General features: G+C 43.2%; 22 protein-coding genes and 1 riboswitch. Of the genes, 12 read left to right on the top strand and 10 right to left on the bottom strand.

Annotated elements, in window-relative coordinates; translation table 11 throughout:
* Positions 1-29: 29 nt before the first annotated feature.
* From ACSVDE_RS01495 to ACSVDE_RS01505, 3 genes are all read right to left on the bottom strand, one after another.
* Positions 30-302 carry a small, acid-soluble spore protein, alpha/beta type gene (locus tag ACSVDE_RS01495; RefSeq protein WP_439299195.1) on the bottom strand — a complete coding sequence of 91 codons (273 nt, stop codon included), beginning with the start codon at positions 300-302 and terminating at the stop codon, positions 30-32.
* Positions 303-381: 79 nt separating this feature from the next.
* The gene (locus ACSVDE_RS01500; protein ID WP_439299196.1) at positions 382-1,254 is read right to left on the bottom strand and encodes a phosphotransferase family protein; all 873 of its coding nucleotides are present in this window, start codon (positions 1,252-1,254) and stop codon (positions 382-384) included.
* Between the two features lie 64 nt (positions 1,255-1,318).
* Positions 1,319-2,830 carry a glycine betaine uptake BCCT transporter gene (locus ACSVDE_RS01505; RefSeq protein WP_439301909.1) on the bottom strand — a complete coding sequence of 504 codons (1,512 nt, stop codon included), beginning with the start codon at positions 2,828-2,830 and terminating at the stop codon, positions 1,319-1,321.
* 174 nt (positions 2,831-3,004) lie between these two features.
* Between ACSVDE_RS01505 and ACSVDE_RS01510 the strand changes: the two genes are divergently transcribed.
* The 10 genes from ACSVDE_RS01510 to ACSVDE_RS01555 all read left to right on the top strand — a co-directional run bounded on the left by ACSVDE_RS01510 (position 3,005) and on the right by ACSVDE_RS01555 (position 13,123).
* On the top strand, positions 3,005-4,546 hold the full coding sequence (locus ACSVDE_RS01510; protein ID WP_439299197.1) for a spore germination protein: 1,542 nt from the start codon (positions 3,005-3,007) through the stop codon (positions 4,544-4,546).
* A gap of 28 nt (positions 4,547-4,574) precedes the next feature.
* Positions 4,575-5,768 (top strand): Ger(x)C family spore germination protein, encoded by a 1,194-nt coding sequence (locus ACSVDE_RS01515; RefSeq protein ID WP_439299198.1) that lies wholly within the window; start codon positions 4,575-4,577, stop codon positions 5,766-5,768.
* Positions 5,769-5,772: 4 nt separating this feature from the next.
* Positions 5,773-6,006: a hypothetical protein gene (locus ACSVDE_RS01520; RefSeq protein ID WP_439299199.1), complete on the top strand. Its 234-nt coding sequence runs from the start codon at positions 5,773-5,775 to the stop codon at positions 6,004-6,006.
* A gap of 15 nt (positions 6,007-6,021) precedes the next feature.
* Positions 6,022-7,122 (top strand): GerAB/ArcD/ProY family transporter, encoded by a 1,101-nt coding sequence (locus ACSVDE_RS01525; RefSeq protein ID WP_439299200.1) that lies wholly within the window; start codon positions 6,022-6,024, stop codon positions 7,120-7,122.
* 207 nt (positions 7,123-7,329) lie between these two features.
* Positions 7,330-7,539, top strand: a complete 210-nt coding sequence (locus ACSVDE_RS01530; RefSeq protein WP_226548154.1) for a hypothetical protein — start codon at positions 7,330-7,332, stop codon at positions 7,537-7,539.
* 729 nt (positions 7,540-8,268) lie between these two features.
* Entirely contained in the window at positions 8,269-9,930 is a 1,662-nt protein-coding gene (locus ACSVDE_RS01535) for a PhoX family protein (RefSeq protein WP_439299201.1), read from the top strand.
* A 26-nt stretch (positions 9,931-9,956) separates the two neighbouring features.
* Positions 9,957-10,169 carry a twin-arginine translocase TatA/TatE family subunit gene (tatA, locus tag ACSVDE_RS01540; protein WP_439299202.1) on the top strand — a complete coding sequence of 71 codons (213 nt, stop codon included), beginning with the start codon at positions 9,957-9,959 and terminating at the stop codon, positions 10,167-10,169.
* 73 nt (positions 10,170-10,242) lie between these two features.
* Positions 10,243-10,986, top strand: a complete 744-nt coding sequence (tatC, locus tag ACSVDE_RS01545) for a twin-arginine translocase subunit TatC (protein ID WP_439299203.1) — start codon at positions 10,243-10,245, stop codon at positions 10,984-10,986.
* 74 nt (positions 10,987-11,060) lie between these two features.
* Positions 11,061-11,213, top strand: a riboswitch (FMN riboswitch).
* A gap of 201 nt (positions 11,214-11,414) precedes the next feature.
* Complete coding sequence (locus ACSVDE_RS01550) at positions 11,415-11,996, top strand: ECF transporter S component (protein ID WP_439299204.1); 582 nt, start codon at positions 11,415-11,417, stop codon at positions 11,994-11,996.
* A gap of 209 nt (positions 11,997-12,205) precedes the next feature.
* The gene (locus tag ACSVDE_RS01555; protein ID WP_439299205.1) at positions 12,206-13,123 is read left to right on the top strand and encodes a DUF6454 family protein; all 918 of its coding nucleotides are present in this window, start codon (positions 12,206-12,208) and stop codon (positions 13,121-13,123) included.
* A 270-nt stretch (positions 13,124-13,393) separates the two neighbouring features.
* Here ACSVDE_RS01555 and ACSVDE_RS01560 read toward each other — a convergent pair whose 3' ends face one another.
* Positions 13,394-15,646, bottom strand: a complete 2,253-nt coding sequence (locus ACSVDE_RS01560; RefSeq protein ID WP_439299206.1) for a PAS domain S-box protein — start codon at positions 15,644-15,646, stop codon at positions 13,394-13,396.
* A 118-nt stretch (positions 15,647-15,764) separates the two neighbouring features.
* Positions 15,765-16,796, bottom strand: a complete 1,032-nt coding sequence (gene ytvI / locus ACSVDE_RS01565; RefSeq protein WP_439299207.1) for a sporulation integral membrane protein YtvI — start codon at positions 16,794-16,796, stop codon at positions 15,765-15,767.
* Between the two features lie 395 nt (positions 16,797-17,191).
* Here ytvI and ACSVDE_RS01570 point away from each other — a divergent pair, with 395 nt between their 5' ends.
* Positions 17,192-17,476 (top strand): hypothetical protein, encoded by a 285-nt coding sequence (locus ACSVDE_RS01570; protein WP_439299208.1) that lies wholly within the window; start codon positions 17,192-17,194, stop codon positions 17,474-17,476.
* Positions 17,477-17,542: 66 nt separating this feature from the next.
* Here ACSVDE_RS01570 and ACSVDE_RS01575 read toward each other — a convergent pair whose 3' ends face one another.
* Entirely contained in the window at positions 17,543-18,298 is a 756-nt protein-coding gene (locus ACSVDE_RS01575; protein ID WP_439301910.1) for a sulfotransferase domain-containing protein, read from the bottom strand.
* Between the two features lie 201 nt (positions 18,299-18,499).
* On the opposite strand from ACSVDE_RS01575, the gene ACSVDE_RS01580 reads away from it, so the two are divergent.
* Positions 18,500-20,464, top strand: coding sequence for a phospholipase D-like domain-containing protein (locus tag ACSVDE_RS01580; protein ID WP_439299209.1), 1,965 nt, complete (start codon positions 18,500-18,502; stop codon positions 20,462-20,464).
* A gap of 59 nt (positions 20,465-20,523) precedes the next feature.
* Here the strand turns inward: ACSVDE_RS01580 and ACSVDE_RS01585 are convergent, their stop codons facing one another.
* The 4 genes from ACSVDE_RS01585 to ACSVDE_RS01600 all read right to left on the bottom strand — a co-directional run bounded on the left by ACSVDE_RS01585 (position 20,524) and on the right by ACSVDE_RS01600 (position 24,639).
* Entirely contained in the window at positions 20,524-21,519 is a 996-nt protein-coding gene (locus ACSVDE_RS01585; RefSeq protein ID WP_439299210.1) for a class I SAM-dependent methyltransferase, read from the bottom strand.
* A gap of 25 nt (positions 21,520-21,544) precedes the next feature.
* Positions 21,545-22,870, bottom strand: a complete 1,326-nt coding sequence (locus ACSVDE_RS01590; protein ID WP_439299211.1) for an FAD-dependent oxidoreductase — start codon at positions 22,868-22,870, stop codon at positions 21,545-21,547.
* Between the two features lie 134 nt (positions 22,871-23,004).
* Positions 23,005-23,349 (bottom strand): nuclear transport factor 2 family protein, encoded by a 345-nt coding sequence (locus ACSVDE_RS01595; RefSeq protein ID WP_439301911.1) that lies wholly within the window; start codon positions 23,347-23,349, stop codon positions 23,005-23,007.
* A 150-nt stretch (positions 23,350-23,499) separates the two neighbouring features.
* Positions 23,500-24,639, bottom strand: a complete 1,140-nt coding sequence (locus ACSVDE_RS01600; RefSeq protein ID WP_439299212.1) for an IscS subfamily cysteine desulfurase — start codon at positions 24,637-24,639, stop codon at positions 23,500-23,502.
* Positions 24,640-24,682: the final 43 nt, after the last annotated feature.

Raw genomic sequence — 24,682 nt, forward strand, 5'->3', positions numbered from 1 at the left:
GCTCTCAATCGCGAGTCAATCCTTCATGTTCATTGTTTATTTAATTGATCTTTTGCTCGTTTGATGAGTTCGTGGACCATGCTACCCCCGATTTGACCACCGATTCTACCGGCATCGTGCGAACTGAGATCGCGGTTTCCTTTTTCCTTAAGAGGAATCCCGAGTCCTTTCGCCACTTCGAACTTCGCTTTGTTCGGATCAGCTTCATTTACGTTGTAGCCTTTCTCCTTCAAGACTTCCACTTTCAACTGGTCCAGGCTTTCTCTTGCTTCAGGCACGAGGGGTCTGCGTTGTCTCGCCATGTTCTTTGCCTCCTTTTTTACACTTAGTATGTGCATGTAAGGGACAAATTACGAGCGGAAGCGAACCTGCTGTTCACCATCAGACATATTCTTTCAAACCGTTCTTCAACGATTCTGGATTTCTGTTGTTGTAGCCGTGGAGCGCCTCTTGCAAGGCGAATGTGCCGGCATAGAACTGAGCACGCGGCAACAACTCATCTAAGCCTGAATAATATCGTCCCATCTTTTGGACAAAATCAAGCCCATATTTTTTCAAAAGCCCGGCGAAATCCACTGCGGGATCTCCGACATGGCTGCTTGCAAAATCGATGATGCCACTCACTTTTCGCTCGTCTTCATCAAAAAGGATGTTGGAGACGCCGAAATCTCCGTGGATGATTGCTGGAGAGAAAGTGAAATTCTCTTCGTCATTCAAGTAAAGTTCAAAATGGGAAGTGATCTCTACCTGCTTTTCCTCACGAATATAAGAAAATAACGACTGTGAGATATTCTCGTACATGTTCACCCAAAATCTGTAAGCGTCTTTCCCTGTAATGACTTTACCTGGCGCTTGTTCAGTCGGGATGGCGTGCATCTCGGTCAAAAACAGGGACAAATCCTTCGCTAATCTTTCTGCCGCCACTTCGTCCAGTCCATTGACTGTCTCCGGATAAAGAGGATCACCAGGAATCAAAGGATAACCGACGAACGACTGTCCGAGGATATTCGTATCGGTGTTATGGAAGACGGGTACCGGAATCGGAAGGGAGATATAGGGATAGATATAGCCAAGTTGCTCGCATTCAGTGTGCAGAGTATCAGCTGCATCCTCGTTCTTCGGAAAGCGGAACACCCACTCATTATTGAGAAAAAGAATATCATTGTTCTGACCGAAGTGATTCCAATGAATCACCTGGAATTCAAGTGAAGGATAAAAAGAATGAATACACTTCAAATATTGTTCCAAATACATAAAACAATCCCTCCCATCGAGAATATTCGACTAGAAGGGACTGTTTTCCTTTTTTCAATATAGCTTATTTCTTACTCTTACGTGGAATGTGTGGCTCTTTTCTCACCACTTTAATAATCGATAGACACATGACAATGAGAATGACCGTAAATGGTAGTGCAGCTATCAACGAGGCGGTTTGCAAACCTTGCAGCCCGCTGCTGATGATGAGGACCGCTGCAATTGCTGCCATCAAAAGACCCCAGATGAATTTGACGAAGCGTCCTGGATTCAAATTGCCGTCTGTCGTCATGATGCCGAGTACGAACGTAGCGCTGTCTGCTGACGTAATCAGGAATGTCAATATCAACAAAATCGATAAGAGTGAGAACAGGAAGGTCAATGGCAGTTCAGCATACGTGACGAACAATGCCGTTGTAACATCCTCATTCACAAGCTCAGCGATATTCGTACCCTGAGTTAAATCCAGGTGTAGAGCCGTTCCTCCGAAAATTGCGATCCAGATGATCGCGAGGAAGGGTGGAACGATCAGCACTCCGAAAACGAACTCACGAATCGTCCGGCCACGGGATACCCTCGCAACAAATGATCCGACGAAAGGGGACCAGGCGATGACCCATGCCCAATAGAAGACAGTCCAGTCACGGACCCAGGTCCCACCTTCATAAGGGGTCAAACGGAAACTCATTTCAAAGAAATTCGAAATATAATCTCCGATTCCAAGCGTCATACTGTTAAGAATGAAAACGGTCGGTCCCATGATAAGGACGGCAATCATCAGGAGAAGAGCCAATCCTAAGTTCAAGTTACTTAACCATTTGATGCCTTTATCGAGGCCTGTCATCGCAGAAGTAAGATAAAGGATGAGCAACACACCCGTAATGATCAATTGCATCATGGCATTGTTCGGAAGATCGAAGACAGTTTTCAAACCACCGTTGATTTGCAGGATCCCGAAACCGAGAGAAGTTGCTACCCCGGTAATGGTCGCGATGACTGCAAGGATATCGACCGTCCTTCTTAAAGGCGTTTTGCCAGAATGCCCGATCAAAGGATTGAACGTCGTGCTGATCAATCCTTTCTCTTTTTTACGATATTGAAAATATCCGAGTGCCAATCCAACGACGGTGAAGACAGACCATTGATGGATGCCCCAGTGGAAGAAGGAGTAGCGCATGGAAACACGTGCAGCTTCTTCAGACTGTCCTTCCAAGCCCATGGGAGGCTTGAAGAAGTGGCTCATCGGTTCTGCTACGCCCCAGAAAACGAGACCGACCCCGAATCCTGCGCTGAACAACATCCCGATCCAGGTGAAAAAGGGATAGTCCGGTCGGGAATCGTCTCCGCCAAGTCGGATTTTACCATAACGGCTGATTGCTAAAATCAAACAAAAAATCGTGAAGAAAAACACGGCGATGAGATAAAACCAACCAAAAGCATATGTAGTGAAATCGAACACGGATGCGGCATTATCTCCTAGTGATTTCGGTGATAGGGCTCCCCATAGGACGAAGAGAAAAACGATGATGGATGATACCCAGAACACGATGTTGCGATGGGGAGCTTTTCCTTTCATTTTTTCCATTCGAGTTCCTCCTTTAATGATTGCTGAGATGAAAGGTGCGTCTTTTATAGGTATACCCTACTACCGTAAAGATTAACTTCAGTGCAAAAACATCTTGTATAGGCTCGTGGAGGGTGGAAGATGCTAACGATAAGTGTGTAAATCGGAATGGAAGGAGACGTGATTATGAAACGTGCTAAGCGTAGAAAGCATTTGAAAGAACATGATTCAAAGCCCGTTCAACAAAATCACTCGATTCTGCAGATCCATCCGAAATTAGAGGACAACATCAACGAAATGAAGCAATCCATTGGAAACTCCATGGATATCATTGTCAGAGAGTTTCTCATCCAAGAAAACTTAAACGGGGCAATCATCTATACGAAAGGTCTTACGGACCTCCAAATGATACAAGAGCTTCTAGAGTCCCTGATGTTACATGGTGACGAAGATAAAAGGATTCAATTTGAAGATGTAAAAAAATCAATTTTGACGGTGTCACAAGTAGAAGAACAAAAGGAAATGAGCCAGCTATTAACCGGATTACTATCGGGAGATTCCATCTTGTTTTTGGATGGATATGAAACAGCACTATTAATCAACACGAGGAAATGGAAAGGAAGAGGTGTCTCTGAACCTATTACTCAACCGGTTGTGCGGGGTCCTCAAGAAGCATTCACAGAAACGTTGATTACGAACACCGCACTGATTCGAAGAAAGATCAGAGACGAAAACCTTTGGATAGAGAACAGGCAGATAGGCACTCGTACAAAAACCGATGTAGCCATCGCATACATTAACGGTGTTGCTGATGATGCCATTGTAGAAGAAGTCCGCTCAAGGTTAGACAAAATCAAGATTGATGGAATCTTAGAGGGAGGATATATTGAAGAATTCATTCAAGATTCAACCTACTCTCCTTTTCCGACGGTATACAACACAGAACGTCCGGATACTGTTGCCGCCAACCTACTCGAGGGACGAATTGCAATCATAGTGGATGGCACCCCGTTTGTGTTGATCGTACCTGCACTTTTCGTCCAATTCTTTCAAGCGTCAGAGGATTACTACCTCCGATCCGATTTTGGTCTCATCCGATTCCTTCGTCTTCTTACTTTTTTCATTTCGTTGTTGGCACCATCTTTATACATCGCGATCACGACTTTCCACCAGGAAATGCTGCAGACTTCATTATTGATTAGTCTCGCGGCACAACTGGAAGGGATACCTTTTCCAGCCTTTGTGGAAGCTTCGTTGATGGCCGTTACATTTGAGATTTTAAGAGAGGCAAGTATTCGTATGCCGAAAGTGATCGGTTCTGCCATTTCAATCGTGGGTGCCATCGTTTTAGGAGAAGCAGCATATACAGCTGGACTCGTGTCACCAGCAATGGTCATCGTCGTGTCGATTACGGCGATCGCAAGTTTTGTGACACCCGCATTCACCATGTCGATATCCATCCGGGTTCTCCGATTCATATTAATGATCTTTGCTGCGACGTTCGGTCTTTACGGGATCTTGATCGCCTTATTTGGATTGACTTTGCACTTATGCAGTCTTCGTTCCTTCGGGGTACCTTACTTATCTCCGGTCGGACCGTTCAACATGAATGATCAGAAGGATGTGCTGTTCAGGTTTCCTTGGCCTGCAATGCACAATCGCCCCTCCTTTTTGCAACAACAAGATCAACAAAGGCAATCTGTCGGAAGAAAAGAACCAAAACGATAAATAGTCATACTGAAGAGTTGGTGAAACCATGAAAAAGGTAATCATATTTCTGATGATCTTGATGCCTATATTCACATCAGGTTGTTGGGATGTTAGGGAATTAAGCGATCTTGGGATTACCGTAGCCTTAGGGTTGGATAAAAAGGGGGACGAATTCAACGTTGCTGTCCAAGTGGTGAATCCTGGTGAAATTTCAAGAACTGCTGGAGGCGCTGGTAATAAGAAACCTGTAACGGTGTATGAAGAAACAGGTGAAACCATTACAGAGGCATTCCGGAAGATCCTGACGACATCCCCGAACAATATTTACCTCTCCCATGTGCGAGTGGTGGTCATAGGGGAAGAACTGGCTAAAGATCGCATGAAATATGTATTGGACTTTATATCTCGGAACCATGAATTTCGAACGGATTTCTTTTTGATCGTGGCAAAAGACTCCACTGCAGATACCATTTTAAAAGTCATGACAGCAACAGAAAATGTACCTGCTAACAAGATGTATGAGTCCTTGCTTAAATCAGAAGAACTCTATGCACCGACTAAAGCAGTGACACTGGATGATTTGAAAATAGACCTTTTGAATAAAGGGAAACAGCCCGTGCTAACTGGTATCAGACTGATAGGGGATGAGGATCGAGCGGCTTCAGAAGAAAATGTTAAAAATCTGAAGAACACGAGTAAATTGAAATACGAAAATTTAGCTGTATTTAAATCGGACAGATTAATTGGTTGGCTTTCAGAAGAAGAAAGTAAAGGATACAACTATTTAATCGACAATGTAGTCAGAGCGAACGGGGTAGTCCCTTGCCCAGATGGTGGTAAGGTCGGCATGAACCTAATCAAAACAAAGACAAAGTTGAAAAGTCGATTTACAGGTGAGAAGCCCATTATGTATATCGAGATTACAGGAGAAGGTAATATAGATGAAGTATCTTGTGGGATTGATATTAGAAGGCAAGAGAATTTCGCCAAGCTTGAACAGAGTTGGAATCAACGGATCAAATCCCTATGTTTACAAGCAGTCGATGCAGCTCAACAAGAGTTCCAAACCGATATTTTCGGTTTTGGAGAAGTCATCCATAGGCAGCACCCGAGCAAGTGGAAATCGTTAAAAGATCAATGGGATGAGGAATTCATGGACCTCGAAGTTAAGGTAACTACGAAGTTGAAAATACGTCGCTTTGGAACGATAACAGATTCTATTGTGAGTGAATTGGAGTAAGAGAATGTGGAAGATAATCGGATTACTGTTAGTATCAGCAGCTATTGTCCTAATTGAATATCCACAGTTGAAGAAGAATCGAAGCAGAATGGATCGATGGAGTTTTGCGGTTTTACTTGGTATAGCATCAATGTTGAGCATCATGAAAATATATGATGTACCACTATTCAACCCACTACAAGCCATCGAGTTCATCTATAAGCCGATCTATGAAATTGTATTCAACCGAGTGTTATGAAGGAGTTGATCAAGCATGCTGGAGAGAGGAAGGATATCTGTTGCCCAATTTACAATCCTTGTTTTTCTTGTAACAACAGGGGATTCGATTCTCGTTCTGCCTTCCAGTATTGCAGGAGAGGCGAAAAATGACGCCTGGCTTTCGGGTATCTTCGCGTTAGGCATCGGATTACTCCTTGTGCTCCTTTTCTATCAAGTCAGTAAGCTCTTTCCTGACCTTACCTTTGTAGAATACAGTGATCGGATTTTCGGTTCTTTCCTAGGAAAAATCTTAGCTGGTCTCTTTTTGCTTTATCCTTTTTTATCAGTCGCTTTACTGTTACGGGAGTTGGGGGATTTTTTAACGACACAGATCCTGCCACACACTCCGATGGAAGCCATTACGATTCTATTTATGGTGTTTGTCATATACGGCACACGATTAGGATTGGAAACATGGGTTCGAGCAGGACAAGTTTTTTTACCTTTTTTCCTTCTTCTTGTTGCATTATTCTTCGCCTTTCTGACTCCTCAATTTCAGTTGGATAACATAAAGCCGATTTTGGGTGATGGATTAAAGCCAATGCTGCGAGGTTCGCTCACCTTCACCGCATTTCCCTTCATGGAAACCCTGATTGTCTTAATCATGATCTTTCCATATGTAAAAGTAAAAAAACAAATAGATTTAAGGAATGCCATGCTGCTTGCGCAAACTGCAGGTGGGGCATTGCTTATTTTCATGATGCTGACAGCCCTATTGGTATTCGGGGGTGAACTCGTTGCGCATCAGCAATATCCTAGTTATTCCCTGGCGAAGAAAATCAATATCGGGAAGTTTCTTGAACGGATCGAGGCCATCATTGCCATCCTATGGTTGATTACAATCTTCATAAAGGCAACCTTTTATTTTTACAGTTCGACGCTCGGACTCGCCCAACTATTGAAATTACAAGATTATCGACCATTGACATTTCCACTGGGAATGCTTGCTATTGTACTATCTTTAGAGGTTTCACCAAGCATCACATATTACAATGAAGTGATTTCAAAGTATTGGCCACTTCTGGATTTTACAATCAGTCTCATCTTTATACCTTTGATTCTTCTTGCTGGTTTGTTTTATCTCAAAAATAATTAATGGACAAAATTAGTTCTTCACTTGATTAAAGAGAATTACGGGTGGTCATAATATGGGAAAAAGGATACAATTAGTTTAACATTTTCGTCATTTTTTAAAAATTTACTTTTTTTTGAAACATTAACTCAATATCATCGTATAATATACAGAAACTAGGTATATAGGGATGTCCATACATAAAATGATTTCATAAGAAGGGTGATGTTCATGAGTTTAACTGCGAAAATTACCATTGATTTTCTGGTAGAAGGAAACAAGGAGTATTATGTGGAGTTACTAGACATACCTGAAGAAGTGTCTGCGGGGGAACTTCAAGAGCTGGTGGAAAAGCGTGCTGGTAAGGTGAAAGAAATGAAGTGTGCGGAAATTCTCAATTCATCCATTAAAATCAATCGCGACCATCAAGTGAGGCACTGAGTCTCATTTCTTGGTTTTCTTGAGTTTTCGATTGATTCCGAATGTGATCAGGGTAAACAGAAAGACCATGGAAGCCCATGTCACAGCACCGAATTGTTTAAATACCTTGAACATAGCAATTCTCCTTGGAAAAGAGGATTTTTCCAAATTATAGCACTCCAACTCATTGGATGTAAAACAAAGAAAGAAGGGTGAAATGAATCACCCTTCCAAATAACGTGAGCACTAGCCTGCAAGCGGAGAGGAAGAACATCTTTGCATCGAGACGGTTGTTCCAAGGACGTTCCAATATTTAGGGGAGGTTCTCTCCGGCAAGAGGTTCGCTATGCAGCTTGTTTATATTTTTGTAAGAACAGCGGGTATGTTTCCCGCTTGTCTATACTATTCTAGCCCTCATCCAAATTGGTGGGGGCTTTATTTTTGTCTATTTTGTGGCACAATCCAATCGTTATATATGAACAAAACGTAAAGCTCTACACAATTCCTTTACAATTCAATGGTGTTGTCAGAAAGCTGATTGTATGAACATCCAAATCATCCTGTTCATGGAAGCAGTATAGTAAATTAGAACTACAAAATTGTTCAACAAAATAGACTTTTTTTCCTGAAAATCGCTAAAATGCGTCTTATTTCAAGCTTGTAACCCTTTCTACACGATTCCTTAAAAAATGAGGCTTATCATGAAAATTGCAACAAACTTCAACTCACATATATAAGGAGTGACGGGAAATGGGTAAGGTGAATCGAAGAAAATTCCTAACCTATCTTGGTACGGGTGCAACAGCCCTTGCGGCATCAAGCACGGGATTAAATGTTCTTACAAAACCTGTTCAAGCAGGTGACTTTCATAAAGAAGGACAGAGGAAGCCAAAAATCGGCCGACTCAAGTTCAGCCCGATCGAGCCTTCTTCTAAAGATGATCTAGTTTTGCCTCGTGGCTACCAATACAATGTTGTTGCGGCCTACGGAGATAAGATCAATCAACAAGGAGACACATTTGGATTTAATAATGATTTCACGCTTTACTTCCCGATCAATGAAAGAGATGGTGAGCGGGAAGACGATGATGACGATGATCGTCGTAAAAGTGAGCGCGGATTGCTCTGGGTCAACCATGAATATGTTTCAGATCTTTTCGTTTTCGGACAAGAGGTAGACAAGTATTCGAAAGAGCAAATCCAAACGCTTCTTTACAACCAGGGTGGATCCATCATTGAAGTTTATCGAGATGGTCGTACCTGGAAGATGGACACGAAATCAAAATACGCTCGCCGTATTACAGGGCTCACACAAATCAACTTGACTGGACCAGCAGCTGGATCGAAGGCTGTGAATGGTGCAACGAAGGTTCAAGGTACATTTGCCAACTGTTCTGGTGGTAAAACATTGTGGGGTACCCTGCTGACATGTGAAGAAAACTATGAAGATACAGCTGAAGATGCAGGTTTGGATGAGACGCATTACGGATGGGTTGTCGAGGTCGATCCTTTTGATCCGAACTTCAAAGTCCGTAAACATACGGCTCTAGGGCGTTTCAATCACGAAAACGCATCGATGGGCACTACAAAAGATGGACGCGTCGTCGTTTATATGGGTGATGACAAGAAAGATGCTTGCGTCTACAAGTTTGTAAGTAAAGGAAAATACAATAAGCAAGCAGGGAAGAAAAACGCAGATCTATTGAATGAAGGAACGCTTTATGCAGCAGATTTAAGCAGTGGAGAATGGATCGCATTGACAGTAGAAGCGGTTCGGGAAGCTGCAAAAGGGAACCAAGAAATGCTTGAAAAGTTCCAAACACAAGCGGATGTCGTTGTGCATGCACATGATGCTGCCATCCTTCTTGGTGCAACACCGACAGACCGTCCGGAAGATGTAGAAATCAGCCCGTTTGATGGAACGATTTTCGTTGCACACACAAATAATGATAAGCACGGAAACATCCATGGACACATCACACGTTTCTTTGAGAAAGATGGAGACCACGGAGCTTCCGAATTCCAATTCTCTATTTTCGCAGCAGGTGGAATCCAGAGCGGATTCAGTGCTCCGGATAACCTGACATTCGACCAGTACGGAACATTGTGGACGGTTACGGATATCTCGAGCAGCAAGTTGAACGATAAAGTCTGGAAACCGTTCAAGAATAACGGAATGTTTGCAATCCCAACGTCTGGTCCCCAAGAAGGGGAAGCATTCCAGTTCGCATCTGCGCCTATTCAAGCTGAATTGACTGGACCATCCTTCACTCCCGATGAAAAGACGTTGTTCTTATCCGTCCAACATCCAGGTGAAGAAACAGAAGACCTATCCAATCCGACAAGCACATGGCCACACCGAGCAGGAGAACGTATGCCACGACCTGCAGTCGTAGCAATCATCGGATTTTAATCGATAAAAAAGAGGAGGAATGAACGATGCCTTTCGGTCAAATTGGTATTCCTGGATTGATCTTGATTTTGATCATCGCATTGATCATCTTCGGACCATCTAAACTGCCTGAGCTCGGACGAGCAGCCGGCAGCACATTGAGAGAATTCAAAAATTCTACAAAAGATTTGATGTCTTCTGATGATGATGACGACGATAAAGCAGAGAAAAAAGCAACAGCTCAAAGCGAACAGAAATAATGGGATGGGGGTTGGCTTAATCGATGCGATTGAGTCAGCCTCTTTCTACTAAAGAAGAAAGGCGGTGAATGCTATGCGTGAAGTGGATGAAGAGTTGGAAGTCACAGAACATCTAGAAGAATTAAGAAAAAGAATCATCTGGACTTTGGTTGTGTTCATCCTATTCCTGGTTGGATCCTTCGTGTTTGTCGAGGAGATTTATGAATGGCTGATTCGGGAACTCGATCAAAAGCTCGTCATCCTTGGACCTTCAGATATCCTTTGGGTGTATTTCATGATCTCGGGGATTTGTGCGATTGCCATGACCATACCTTTTGCCGCATTTCAAATCTATCGTTATATTAAACCAGCGCTGAACTTGAAAGAACAGAAAGCAACGCTCTCCTATATTCCAGTATTATTTCTATTATTCTTGGTCGGCATATCGTTCGGTTATTTCATTGTCTTCCCGATGGTCCTTTCCTTCATGGAAGGTCTGTCAGCTAATCATTTCCAAGAAATGTACACAACAGAGAAGTATTTCCGATTCATGATGCAGATGACCCTTCCTTTCGGGTTGTTATTTGAATTACCTGTGGTCATTCTATTCTTGACGACCATCGGTATATTGAACCCGACCCATCTGATCAAAGCAAGGAAAGTCGCATATTTCGTTCTCGTTGTGGTCGCCGTTTCGGTTACGCCGCCGGATTTCATTTCTGACTTCCTTGTGACGATACCGTTACTGTTGTTGTATGAGATCAGTATATCTCTAGCTAAGATGGTCTATAAGAAAAAACAGAAGAAGGAAAGACCGGACCTGAAAAGTGTCAGTTGATGGGAAATAAGCATTCCTATTGCAGAATCAAGCCATTTAACGATATACTGTAATTGTAAATACAACAACATAAACACCATCTTCGGGGCAGGGTGAAATTCCCGACCGGCGGTAGATGAAGACCCCCTTCATGAGCCCGCGAGCTTTGTTCTTCTCAAACAGAAGAGCTTTGCTGATCTGGTTAAAGGCCAGAGCCGACAGTATAGTCTGGATGGGAGAAGATGTTTGCACGGTTTCTTTTAGTCACGTACGAGAAGAGGCTTAGTTTCTAATGGTCTAAAAACCTGTCATAGAAAGCGCAAATACTCCCTAAAGCTGCGAATAGCTTTAGGGATTTTTATGCCATAGAAAACAGGTGGATCTCATATGGGCGGAAGTGTGCAATGCATTGGAAGCAAGATGGCGTTTAGGAAAAGGAGAGGTTTCCTATGCAAAAAAAGGGGAGATTGTATCGCATGATTGCTGTCTCACTAATGAGCAGCATGGCGTACGTATTGATGCTCCTGGATTTTCCATTTCCAGGACTGCCGCCATTTCTTAAGATCGACTTGAGTGATGTACCGGCATTATTAAGCGGAATCGTCTTCGGACCGGTTGCAGGAATTACCGTCGAAGCGATCAAGAACATTCTGCATTACGGTGTGCAAGGTAGTATGACAGGGGTACCTGTCGGACAGTTCGCCAACTTCCTGGCGGGCAGCTTGTATATCGTCCCGGCTTCAATCTTGTTCCGTAAGTATCGCAGCAAGAAAGGTTTGACAATGGGATTGGTTGCAGGAACGTTTACAATGACGCTCGTGATGGCACTATTGAATTACGTGTTGATCCTGCCAGCGTACACATGGTTCCTGAATTATGATCCGATGACGTCTGAAATGATGACGCAGTTGATTCTAACAGGGATTACGCCATTCAACTTGATCAAGAGCACGATTGTCGCCGTATTGTTCGTGATGATCTACTACAAGTTGGCACCATACTTGAAACGGATGGAACAACTTGCTTCATAAAAAATTTAGATAATGAACCCCTTTTCCGATGAGAGAAGGGGTTTTTTACATGGGAATTGTTACATGTAGGATTACAGTTTCGTGTTAAAACTAAAGAGACATTTAATTCTTCGTAAATAGTCTAAAGAAGTGCAGGTTCCTCTTCCTAATGAGGGTGAAATTGTTTACGTTTAAAACGTTAACGTACATACCCACAAGGAGGAACGCACATGCGCGTAATCACAACCATTTTATCAGCCGCTTTACTGATTGGAACGGTATCGACGGTCGTTGCCACTGACAGCGATACGGAAGGTCTGACAAATGAATTCAAACAGCTGGAACGTAGTACAGAGTGGAACCAAGTCGAGGAGCTTGATTTGAATTTCAACGTCCATCACCCACAAGGGATGACGAAGATCGAGGATAAGTACTACATCTCATCGGTGGAGATCATTGAGAAGCCGAAGAAATATAATCAGCCGAAAGATGGATATGATCGAACAGCCGGTAAGGGAGTCGGGCATCTGTTTGTTGTAGATGAGCAAGGCCAATTGTTGAAGGATATCGAGCTGGGTGAAGGCGATATGTATCATCCAGGTGGAATTGATTTTGATGGTGAACACATTTGGGTACCCGTTGCGGAATACCGGCCACATAGCCAATCCATCATGTACAAGGTGGATCCGGAGTCTAACGAAGTGAATGAAGTATTTGAGGTGGACGACCACATCGGCGGTGTCGTGAGCGATGAAGAGAAGAGTCGTCTATACGGCGTCAGCTGGGGATCTAGGACGTATTATGAATGGAATCATAAAGGGAAAGTGAAGTCGGTTGAAAAGAATCCGAGCCATTTCATTGATTACCAGGACTGTGAAGGAATCGATGAGAATAATATGATTTGCAGTGGTTTAGCTGGGTTGCCGTCAGAAGATGGAGGCACTTACGAATTAGGTGGACTAGCGTTATTGGACAAAAAGTCGCACGAAATACAGCATGAAGTACCACTTGCGGAATTCTCACCACAGCACCATGTAATTACACGTAATCCGGTTTATCTCGAAACGAAGGAAGAAGAGGACGGCATAAGATTATATGCTGTTCCAGATGATGACGACGCTTCATTGTTGATTTATGAAACAAAATAATGTGGTGGGAAAAGGGGTTTCAATGATGAATCCGGTTTGTCCTTACTGTGATTCATAAAGATATCTCTTTTTAGTAAGAAAGACCTGATTGGCTGAACCTTGCTTCATTACGGCAAGACAACACCTGAGTTTGGCTGGATCAACCTTCATTTTGGCAAGATCAACTCAAAAACAGAGCAAAACGAGACAACTGAAGCGCTCAAAATAACGTAAAAAAGGAAGGATGCCTCCTCAATTTGAGGTAGGCATCCTTTTTTCATCACAATATCATTATGAACGTATAGGTATAAGACCAGAAGGGGCTTTCGCAAGCGGCAATATGATTCGGATCGTCGTGCCTTTAAGGTATTCCGATTCGATCGTCAGCTTTCCACCATGTTCGCGGACGATTTTACGGCTCATCATCAAGCCAAGACCAATTCCTTTTTCTTTCGTGGAATAGAAGGGCTCTCCGATGTACTTCAGGCGTTCTTCTTTAATGCCTTTACCGGAATCAATGAACCGCAATTCGACGAAATGGTCTCTCAATTCCACCTGTATCTTAAGGTCTCCGCCTTCTTCCATCGCTTCCATCGCATTCTTCATGATGTTGATGAACACTCTTTTCAACGCACTCTTTTGGCAGTTGAGGATGATTTCTTGCTCGTCGATATATTCGACTTCCATGTTGATTCCTTTCAGGAAAGCAGTCCCCTCGAACAAGCGGACACAGCCGTCGACAATATCATGAAGCTCGGTTTCACTCAACTTGACGACATGCGGTTTCGCAAGGTCCATGAACTCATCCGCAATCCGCTCAATGCTATCCAGCTCGCCACCAATGATATCCAAGTAGTTTTGAAGAAGCGGATCTTCCACTTCATCATTGATCATTCGGATGAACCCTTTGACGCTCGTAAGCGGATTCCTCAATTCATGAGCAATCCCTGCAGCTAACTGTCCGACCGTCGACATTTTCTCCAATTGCATGGAAACGTGCTCATCTTCCAGGCGCTTTGTAATGTCGCGCGCAATCAATAGGATCATGTCTTCTTCATAGGAATTGTATTCATTCGAGATCAGTGGCGTCAGCACCGCATCGAAGGTGTAATTCTTTTGATTCTTTTCCAGTGTAAAAGCGATCTGTTCGGCTTCCTTCGTTTCAAAAACACTCCGGGTGATTTCATATAGAAGCTTAAAGTCATCTCTCACGACATAGTCGGTCATGAAGGCATACATATTCGTAACCGACGAATGGTTCAACCATGTCTTCAGGGAAGGGGAAACAAAATTCACATCACCGGATTGATTGAAGGTCACGATGAAGTCTGATGTCTTTTCGAGAATCAGACGATATTTCCGCTCACTTTCCTGTAGTGCCTGCTCTGCATGCTTGCGATCGGTTATATCCCGGCCGACGATGACGAACTTCTTATACGGCGCTTTTCCTTCATATAATGGAGAAGCAATCAATTCTATCCAGATAAATCCTTTGCTCGCATGTTTATATCGGATTTCAGCCTTAGCGGACCGGCCGGCATGGACCATGTTCTGGATCTGCTTGAACACTTTCCTTCGGTCTTCAGAATAGATGTGCCTGAAGACGTTCCGGTTCAAATATGTATCAGCTGAAAATCCGGTGATCTCTAAATGGGATGGAGATGCGTACAGGACCTTTCCTGAAAAATCGGCGATCACGACCAGGTCTTTCATGTTCTCTGTGATCAGCTGAAAAGAGTTGCGCTGTGCTAAATATTTTTCGTGGAAAAGGATCTGTTTTGAAATATCTATATATAGTCTAGCTACAGCTGTCCGTTCGCGACGGTGATTGTAGATGTTCATATAGCAGATCGATACATCTTTCACAGTGCCGTCTTTATGGACACGCTTCGTCTTCGGAATGAGATACACATCCTGCTTCCTCAGCTGACGGACGATTTCTTCGTATTCCTTTTCATACCCGGATGGGAACAACGAAATCGTGTGTCCGATCACTTCGTAATCTTTCCAGCCGAACATTTCTGTAAAAGCCGGATTGATTTTGAAAACTTCTCCATCCACACTTTGGACGAGCGTTGCATTTGGAGACGACATGAAAATGGACTCGACCATCCGGTCATCGGTCATCATCTTGTCCGAAGTATAAGGGGTATCCAGAATCATGCCACAATATTGAACACCACTCTCCGAAGAGATGGGCGCAAATTTGACCGACTCAAAAACGATGTCATGATGTGTAATGGAAACGTGTTCTAACGTCTCATGCTCACTAGTCGAAATCGCTTTACGGCACCCCTGTATGATTTGTTCTGGATGGAGGAACACTTCTTCGATACTTTTACCGATGCTGTTCTTATTCAATTGTAGTGCCTCTAAGGCTGCCTGATTCGCATAGTTGATGTGCCCACCATCCTGAGAATCCTTCGAAAAGACAAACATGATATACGGCTCAGGGTAACTATCTAGTATAGAATGCTCAAAAGGTTTCATGACATCACCCTCAAATCTTCGACAAGTATCTACTGTATTAATCATTCTTCTCATTATGTGAACAATCCTGCTTCATTTCCTCATTTCAAGGCAAAAAATTTCCAATTTCAGAATAGAAAAAGGGTTTGTCATCCGTGATTTCTTTCACGAATTAACAACCCCTCTGGTTTGATCAAAAATCAATTTTCACATTCAAGAATCCTGCGTTTACGAGCGACTTGATGATGATGACGACAGCTGGACCGATGATCAACCCGACCACACCTAACAGTGCGAATCCGATGTACAAGCTTGCTAATGCAGCAAGTGCACTGATTCCAAGGCTGGAACCAAGAATCTTCGGCTCGATGATCCTCCTGAAAATCGTAATCAAGAAGAACAGTACCAGCAAGCCGATCGCCAACCGTTGATCACCTGCGTAAAAGTTGTATAGTGACCATGGAACGAGGAAGGAGCCTGTCCCAAGTATCGGTAGGATGTCGACAATGACAATCAAGATCGAAAAGATCAAGGCATACTTCACATCTAATATGAGCAAGCCGATCCATGCAATGATGAAGGTCAGAAAGCTTAAGATCAACTGGGCACGTAAGAATCCGACAAAGGCGAATGAAAGCTGCTGCAAAACGAGCTGCACTTTCTCCTTCGCTTTTTCAGAGAACAAGTTCAGGAATCCAGCATGAAGTCTTGGCAGGTCCAAACTGAACAGGAACAGACTGACAAGATAAATCATCAGTTGAATCAGAAGGACCGGAACTGCTGTGACGAATCCGACAATGCCGTTTGCAATCCCTGATAGGAAATCCACTGAGAATTTACGAAGATCTTCTAACGCTTCCTGGATGGTCGATAAATACTCAGGAGGGACCTCTTGATAATATTCTTCCATTTGAAGCACGAACTGTTCGACACTGGCAAAAATGTATTGGGCGAATTCAGGCAATTGTTCGGAAAACTCGATGACCTGTACAATCAGTGTCGTAACAGCCCAGTAACAACCGACCAACAATAATGCCAGGAAGAGGGTGAAGCTGATGACGACACTCCAGACCCGCTTGATGGAAAACGTGCGATTGAGCATTTTCACAAACGGTTCCAGAAGAGCTGCTGTCAATAGTGCCAAGACCAGTGGAATACTATATGGAATTAGGAAAATGATGATGCCGACAAGTAAGACGAACGGTATGTATTTCTTTAACTCCAAAGTTGTTCTCCTCCGTGAGGGAAAGTCCCCGAATCTAAATTATCCCTATTATACCTTTTCTATATGAAAAGAGCATCTATTCGACATAACTAAATTTTTTGCTCACTTTGCACCATTTCCTCAAGAACACTTGGAGAAAATATCTTTTCTCACATGTTTTTGAAAGGGTGACATTTTTGAGCAAAGCTGTATTGTTTCTATTCCTCAGCATAACAAATCATTGGACTGAACTTATAGTAATATAGTTAGGTTTTGAAGCTTATTTTCATGGAAAATGATGATAAAGAACTGTTCCTATAAAACTATTTATGAAAAAATAGCAGATTTTTGTAAAAAAGAATAATAAATTTGGTGGATTTTCTGTTATTCTACTAGTATAGCAAGAAGGGGGGAGAATGTTGAACATTGGGTTCGATGGTTTTGCTCAACTGGACAGAAAATTGTTAGATAGCCAAAACAAAACCTATATTCAATCATTCGAGGATTTATGTACGTACGTAAACAAAGGGAAAACTGTATACTTCACTACTGATGATGTATATGGAACAATTCAAATGAACGACAATGCTAATTTCCTGATTACTGTAGCTTCCGAACAAGAAGTCGACAGGATCGAGGGCAGCAAATTGAAGCTTCAAAACGTGTATTTTTATTTGAAAAAGACAATGTTCTTATTGTAATGAAGACGATTAACTTGCTAGAAAACGATGTACGGGACAGCCCAACGAAGGGTTGTCCCTTTTTTTCTACCAGTTCAGGTCTCTCTCGTAACCTAGTTCAATCAGTAGCTGACCAGCCACTCTTTTGAACTGGTTTTTCACCTCTTCATCAAATTCCTGTCTCCAGTTCCCAGATTGACCTTTTCGATAAGTAGGGGACTTGGTAGGATCCACATGATTTTGCATCCTGCGTAACAAACCTTCAATCTGAAGGGAACTCTTTCTGTTGACACCTACAAATTGTAGAATTCTCCGCAACTCTTGTTTCTGCAGTTCTGGGGATGCAACTAGATTCTCATATTTTACAGGGAGAACGTTCGGTTCATTCTTCCAAGGAAGGAAGCGATGATACCAATCATTTATGTTCGGTCTTCTTAGAATCTCATTTCCATTAATGATCAACTTACATCGGGATTGCACGGTCATATTGTTTTCTGTGAAAAATTGATAGTATGGATGATTCGGGAACTTCATGAAAAAGTGGGCATAGGAAACAACGATATCTCGTGGGTCTCTGTAAAGAAATACTTGTTTCATATTAAGATCTTCAAATAGTTTTACATATTCTTCAGAGTGGAAGAGATGACCGTTTGCAAATTGATTTGCAGACATTCTAGAAAGAACTTGCTTATGTTCCTGAAGTTGATATATGTGACCTGGATAAATGAAGTTTTGGTGCTTCAGTTCAGGTACACCTTCAAGCAACGGCCGAATCAAGTGTGTACCACTTTTCGCAATAGAATTTACGAAAAAAGGATCGATGATTTTATTAGTCTCGTTCATCACCTTTACTAAACTCCTTACCATTTTTAACTTAATATTCATCATATGTAATTTTATGGTCCGGGATTGGACAAACCCGCATGAAATAAGGCCTAACTTTACATAAAATTCACGAAATGATGTTGAAGCGTTTACATGTTTCTGTGTTTAATAGAAAGGTAAGCTTTTAAATTCAAACAATACGAAATGGGGCATCGAAGAATGAAGAAGTTTTTGCAGATTTTATTAATGACAGCGCTTACACTCTCGTTTATGAACCCGATTACTGAAGTAGACACCGCGGAAGCAGCATCTACTCGTGATGTGGTCATCAACGAAGTTGCGTGGATGGGAACGACAGCGAGCTACAATGACGAATGGATTGAGTTGTATAACCCTACGTCCAGCAGTATTACATTGGACGGTTGGACATTAAATGCGACGGACGGAGATCCTGCCATCAATTTGACTGGTAGTATTCCGGCAGGTGGACATTATCTGTTGGAACGTACCGATGACAGTACGGTACCTAACGTGTCAGCCAACCTGATCTATACAGGCTCAATGAGTAATTCGAATGAAGTCCTTGAATTGAAAGATAACTCCGGATCCGTAATCGACTCTGTCGATCAATGGTATGCAGGAGATAATGATACGAAAGCAACGATGGAACGTGTCGATGCTGCGGTCAGTGGTACTACGGCTTCCAATTGGGCTACTGCAACAGCTACATATGATGTCGGTTACGGTACTCCGAACCAAAGTTCTTCTGGAGGAAATGGATCATCTTGCGACACAACAACGGAACAATTGAACCAAGTATCCGAGACAGCTGGCTCTATCAACGTATATTTCAATAAATGTGCGTTAACAGGTTATGCGGACGCAGGGAATGAAGCGAATTACAACGTGAACCTGGAGGACCGCTTGATCCATCGTATCAACCAAGCGACAACAAGCATTGATTTTGCGACGTATGAAATCAACTTGCCAAAAGTGGTCGATGCGTTGGTCAATAAAGCAGCTCAAGGTGTGGACGTTCGTGTAGTTGCGGATGCGAAGGATGCAGATGATCCACATTACGTAGAACGTTTTGCGACGATGCGATTGTACTTGGAAGAAATGGTACGCGGAAAAGATATGACATTAGGGACAGCGGATGACATCACTGTGTTCTCTGATTCACCGATGTATGCAGTAGAAGATCAGACGAAACGTGCGGATCATGGTCTACCGGCGTCTCCGGATGATTTCCCATATGAAACGAGAACAGTCGGGTCGACGGCTACAACAGGCTACTGGTTCGTAGAAGGGGAGCAACAGCCGGACGGTACGTATTATTCCCCTGGTAACCAAATGCATAACAAATTCGCTATTGTAGATGACACTTGGGTATTCACTGGAACATGGAATTTCACTGTAACAGGTCTTTATGGATCGGATGAAAACATGGCGAACGGTGTACTAGATGGAAATCAACAACATGTCGTCGAATTACATTCACCTGAGCTTTCAGGAATCTATGAAACAGAATTCAACGAAATGTGGGGGAGTGCGACGATGAATCCTTCTCCACAAGATGCAAACCTTGGACCACGTAAAACGGACAACACGCCACATTCCGTTAACATTGGTGGAAAAACAGTTGAGGTGTATTTCTCTTCTGGAGACAATGCAGTTGGTAAATTGACTGAACTTGTGAAGAATGAAGCAAACATCAACACATATTTCACTATTTTCGCATGGTCTGATCAGGCGTTGGTCGATGAACTGAAGTACAAATGGGAAGGCTCATACAATGACATGCAAGGGACACTCACCGGCTTTGATATCAAAGGGGTGTTCGACAGTGATTTCTGGAATCAATGGTGGTCGGCAAGTATTGAGATGACGGGGCGGACAGCTTCTCAAACAAGCGCAAACAACCCGAACATCCGCTGGGCGAATCCTGCTCCTGTCTATATCGATGCTGAAACGCGTAAGCTTCATAGTAAGACGATGTTGATCGATGCAGATACAAACAGCGATCCGACTGTTGTTGTTGGCTCAACGAACTGGAGTACGAACGGGAACGATAACAATGATGAGAATATGTTGTTCATCCATGATGACCAGATTACGAACCAGTTCGTCCAAGAATTCTATGCACGCTATTCACAAGCTGGCGGTACGATTCCAGCTCAATAACCATATAGCGAAAAGGATTGACCTGACGGTTGTCAGTGTCAATCCTTTTTACATAATCATCATTTCTTTCTGAACGCCATGAAATACCATGCCCCTTCTTTTACAACAGGGGTCATCGATTTCAGCTTGTATCCCTGATCGGAAGCATGCGAAAAGATTTCATCCTTTGAAGGTAAAGCGAACAGATTATCATGCGCGCTCATGAAACTGTTGAATGCTGCTGAAAAAGCATGCCCGTGTTCAGGTTCCCGCAAAGGGGAAATCAGAACGAGGGAACCTTTTTTACCTGTCAGCTCATGCGCTCGTTGGAAAAGACCGGCTCTTTCTAGCGGTGAGAAATAATACAATACATTGTTCATCATCACCATATCAAACGGTTTCCCGTGCCATTCCCAGTTTGTCAGATCCCCTTGATGGATCGTCGCATTCTTATTTTTCACTCGGGATAAGCGTGAAACGGCTTCGTCACAGACCTGTTGATTGAGCTCGACCCCATGCAAATCCAATTTCTTATTCTTTGAACTAAGACGTGAGATGTAACCGGCATGTCCACAACCTAAATCGAGCATGGATTTGACTTTGTTCTTCTTCATCCACTTATATACCTTCGGAAAAGCGAAGCGTTCAATGAAAGTGGAGGTTTCAGCAACAGTCGCAGCGAAATCTTTGTCTTGATATTGCATCTTCTCTTGATGGTTCAAGAGCTGAGGATATTCGAGCAAGATTGGAATGTGAAGCTCCATCATCTCCTTTAATAATGCACCGACTGTATGGGGACTATTTTTGGATGTATACTTGTGAATGCTCGGTTGAGAAGTAACCTTACCATCTACTTCACCTTTCAAATGACCGATCGCCAACCCGACCTCGGACCATCTTCTCAATAAAGCTTCATCAAGCTTATGTTTAGCAGCAACCGCCTCTACGGTGTTACCGTTTTGAAAGTAATCGAACAAATCCAACTCATAACCAACATAGGCGTGCCATGCATATAGGAAAGGTTCATTACTTTTCATCCATTTCCGTGCTTTGAGTAGCTTCAACCATTCGTTCATATTATGTGTACCTCCTTCGTTTCGATCATTGCTTCAACCATGGATAGTCCTCTTGTTCCGTAAAAAAATGCTTGGTCTGTTCAGATTCTGGAATGGATCGGCTTCCGAAAGAGTGGGGCACCAAGCCGATCTGTTTCATACGATCGACGATGCTGAATTTCCAGATGCCTAGACCGGATGTGTTCAGCATTTGTTTGAAATGCAATCGGTTGTTCCGCTCCGTATTATGGATACCTTTCATCCTCAACTTCTGCCAGCTCAACGACGGGAAAGAATAGAGGAGGGCAGCCTGATGACTCAACCTCGACACGAACTCTGCACGAGGTTTCCGCACTTGCTCAAACCATTTCAAGTGGCTTGGATCGGTTCGATCGGTTTCAAACATCCAACAGAGTAATTCTCCAAGTACATCGGAATCCTGGATGGCGAGATTCATGCCTTCACCAGCCATCGGATGCACACTATGTGCTGCATCACCGACAAGGACACAATTGTCTTTTACATAGCTCGATACATTATGTCGAACCGGGATCATCAGCTGTATCTGTTTCCAGGAAGAGATCTGGTTGACGTACCCTTCCATCTCCGGCATCAGTTCGATGTAGGCCTGGTAAAAAGATTCAAGTCCTTGTTTCCGCATAGACTTGTATTCACCTGGCTTGATCAACAGTACACTTCGGACTTCTCCATCTGGTAGTGGAAACAGACCTAGGAACCGTTCCTGGGTGGTGATGATGGAAGAGGATTTCAAGGTAGGAGGTCGCGGAAAGGATACGGTCAGGAAATGATGATTGTAGGAATACTTCTTTATCTGCACATCCATTTCATTTCGGACAGGGGAAACCCTACCTTCAGCTCCTATATAGAACAGTGCTTCAATAGACGTCTCACCGTCTTTCGTTGACACGTTCGCAACCCGTCGTCCGTCTTTATTTGTAAAACCTGTGAATTTCGCAGGTCTCATATGATGGAAATCAGGATATTGCTTCGCTTTTCGGAATAAAATTTCTTTCAACTTTTCGTGGGGAAGCATGACGGAGGTGTTGAATTCTGAGCGGATGATATCATAGCGGAATTCGTTCTCGCCAATCAGTTCCAGAGAGTCTCCATCTTGATAAAATTCTGTCATCTCGATGGAGGGGAGCATTTTCCCGTTTTCCTTGATCTGTTCGTAAACGCCTAATTTTTTTAGGATAGCGAGGCTTTTCGGCTGTAACAGTTCACCCTTATAAATCAATCCACTTTTCTCGTCTTTTTCCACCATAAGTACTTTGACTTTACAGGAAGCAAGCTTGACAGCCAACGTCAAGCCGGCTATGCCACCTCCGACTATCATCACTTGATAATCCAATGTCCTCACCACCTTCGTAGTAAAGGTTCTTTTCCACTGATGATAAGGATGTAAACGTTAGAGGACATAAAAAAAGCACCTGACACATGTGTCGTGCCAGGTACCTGGGCGGGTATATTTTTAATATAAAAGTATTATGCCGAACTAATATGTTCTTTCACAGAGATGACCTGTTCATTTTTCAATTTGATGATTTGAGCAACTGGACGATCGATATGGACATTGGATTCTTTGTAAACGGCTTTATAACGACTGAAGACGATGACATGATCACCTACTTCTACGAATTTTTCAGGGACCACTTCAAATATCTTATAATTCTTCTCGAGCTTCTTGAAGACGTTTTTAACACGTGTACGGCCTTGGATCGTCACGTTTTTCTCTGCCTTGATCCACTGCACATCAGGCGCAAGATTGGAAACGACTGCTGTCAGATTTCCATTCGCAAACTGGTTATATGCTTCCTTTACGATGTCCACATTCGACAAGACCCTTCCCTCCTCTAACTTTGGTAGTATTCGTTAATACCTACTTTAGTCGTATGTAACATTATTATACAAAGTTTTCTGATAACTTAGAAGTACTATGTTACTAGTAATTTTAACCAATTCGAGAAGGGAGGGATGAGATCAAGCTTTTGCCGTTCTGTTTCGAGTAGCGATAGTGAGCAATTCGTCTAATAGCGAATCGATATCGTCTGCAGATGAATGCAAGCCGAGTGAGATCCGGATGAATTCCCTCGCCTTATCTGGTGTACGACCGATGGCCATCATTGTTTTCGAAGGGGATTGTTGCCCGACTGAACAAGCCGATCCAGTGGATACAGCGAACCCTCTTCTGTTCAATTCAAGCATGATGTACTGACCTTCCATCCCTTTTACGCGAAGCCCGATGATTGAAGGTAGGACGGTCATCGGATGGCCTTCAACATAAAAACCATCCTCGCCTTCCAATTTCGTCAGGACACGGTCTCTCAGCTTACGAAAATGCATTTCATTCTCCCGCATATGATCGATCATATCCCCAGCAGCTGTGACGAATGCAGCAATGCCGGGAACATTGACGGTCCCGGAGCGGAAGCCTTTTTCATGAGACGTACCAGGAATCGTCGCTTTCCAGTGAGTTTGTGGAGAGACATAACAAGCTCCGACACCTTTTGGACCGTATATCTTATGGCTTGAGATAGAAATGCTGTCCAATCCGAGTATGTGGACATCAATCGGCATTTTTCCGAAGGTTTGGACACAATCACTGTGGAACAGGATCCCCTTGCCACTCAAAATTTCGCCGATTTCTTGTAATGGCTGTAGGGTACCGATTTCGCTATTCGCATGTCCGATGCTGACGAGGATCGTGTTTTCGGTAATCGCTTGGTTCAAGTCCTGTAACCGAATTCTACCCGTCGAATCCACTGGAAGCTTTGTAACGGTGAAACCTTCCTCTTCCAGCAACTGAAACGTGTTCGTCACAGAGGGATGTTCCGTCACTGTGGTGATCAGGTGTTTCCCTTTATGTGAATGGGCACGGACCAATGACACGATGGCGAGATGGTTGCTCTCCGATCCCCCACTTGTAAAATAAACACCATTCGGATCCCCATTCAAGTATCCCGCAAGCTGTTTCCGGCATTCTTCGAGCAACATTTCCGCGTTACTTCCCATATCATGTAGGCTGGAAGAATTCCCGAAAAAACGTGTAGAAGCTTCAGTGAAAACACGTAATGAAGACTCTGACATCGGAGTCGACGCCGCATAGTCAAAATAGATCATGACAACCTCCTAAGTTTCGTTCTGGTTGAAAACCTCTTGCTAT

Origin of the sequence: Pseudalkalibacillus sp. Hm43, assembly GCF_051842935.1 — a bacterium.
Lineage (GTDB): Bacteria > Bacillota > Bacilli > Bacillales > Fictibacillaceae > Pseudalkalibacillus.

Bases quoted from the DNA above. Each gene is read 5' to 3' on its own strand.
- ACSVDE_RS01570 (WP_439299208.1), top strand. From the start codon at position 17,192: ATGTTGAACATTGGGTTCGATGGTTTTGCTCAACTGGACAGAAAATTG.
- ACSVDE_RS01530 (WP_226548154.1), top strand. From the start codon at position 7,330: ATGAGTTTAACTGCGAAAATTACCATTGATTTTCTGGTAGAAGGAAAC.
- ACSVDE_RS01600 (WP_439299212.1), bottom strand. From the start codon at position 24,639: ATGATCTATTTTGACTATGCGGCGTCGACTCCGATGTCAGAGTCTTCA.
- ACSVDE_RS01525 (WP_439299200.1), top strand. From the start codon at position 6,022: ATGCTGGAGAGAGGAAGGATATCTGTTGCCCAATTTACAATCCTTGTT.
- ACSVDE_RS01505 (WP_439301909.1), bottom strand. From the start codon at position 2,830: ATGAAAGGAAAAGCTCCCCATCGCAACATCGTGTTCTGGGTATCATCC.
- ACSVDE_RS01520 (WP_439299199.1), top strand. From the start codon at position 5,773: ATGTGGAAGATAATCGGATTACTGTTAGTATCAGCAGCTATTGTCCTA.
- ACSVDE_RS01550 (WP_439299204.1), top strand. From the start codon at position 11,415: ATGCAAAAAAAGGGGAGATTGTATCGCATGATTGCTGTCTCACTAATG.
- ACSVDE_RS01555 (WP_439299205.1), top strand. From the start codon at position 12,206: ATGCGCGTAATCACAACCATTTTATCAGCCGCTTTACTGATTGGAACG.
- tatC (WP_439299203.1), top strand. From the start codon at position 10,243: ATGCGTGAAGTGGATGAAGAGTTGGAAGTCACAGAACATCTAGAAGAA.
- ACSVDE_RS01515 (WP_439299198.1), top strand. From the start codon at position 4,575: ATGAAAAAGGTAATCATATTTCTGATGATCTTGATGCCTATATTCACA.
- ACSVDE_RS01495 (WP_439299195.1), bottom strand. From the start codon at position 302: ATGGCGAGACAACGCAGACCCCTCGTGCCTGAAGCAAGAGAAAGCCTG.
- ACSVDE_RS01580 (WP_439299209.1), top strand. From the start codon at position 18,500: ATGAAGAAGTTTTTGCAGATTTTATTAATGACAGCGCTTACACTCTCG.
- ACSVDE_RS01535 (WP_439299201.1), top strand. From the start codon at position 8,269: ATGGGTAAGGTGAATCGAAGAAAATTCCTAACCTATCTTGGTACGGGT.
- ACSVDE_RS01575 (WP_439301910.1), bottom strand. From the start codon at position 18,298: ATGAACGAGACTAATAAAATCATCGATCCTTTTTTCGTAAATTCTATT.
- ACSVDE_RS01585 (WP_439299210.1), bottom strand. From the start codon at position 21,519: ATGAACGAATGGTTGAAGCTACTCAAAGCACGGAAATGGATGAAAAGT.
- ACSVDE_RS01510 (WP_439299197.1), top strand. From the start codon at position 3,005: ATGAAACGTGCTAAGCGTAGAAAGCATTTGAAAGAACATGATTCAAAG.
- tatA (WP_439299202.1), top strand. From the start codon at position 9,957: ATGCCTTTCGGTCAAATTGGTATTCCTGGATTGATCTTGATTTTGATC.
- ACSVDE_RS01560 (WP_439299206.1), bottom strand. From the start codon at position 15,646: ATGAGAAGAATGATTAATACAGTAGATACTTGTCGAAGATTTGAGGGT.
- ACSVDE_RS01500 (WP_439299196.1), bottom strand. From the start codon at position 1,254: ATGTATTTGGAACAATATTTGAAGTGTATTCATTCTTTTTATCCTTCA.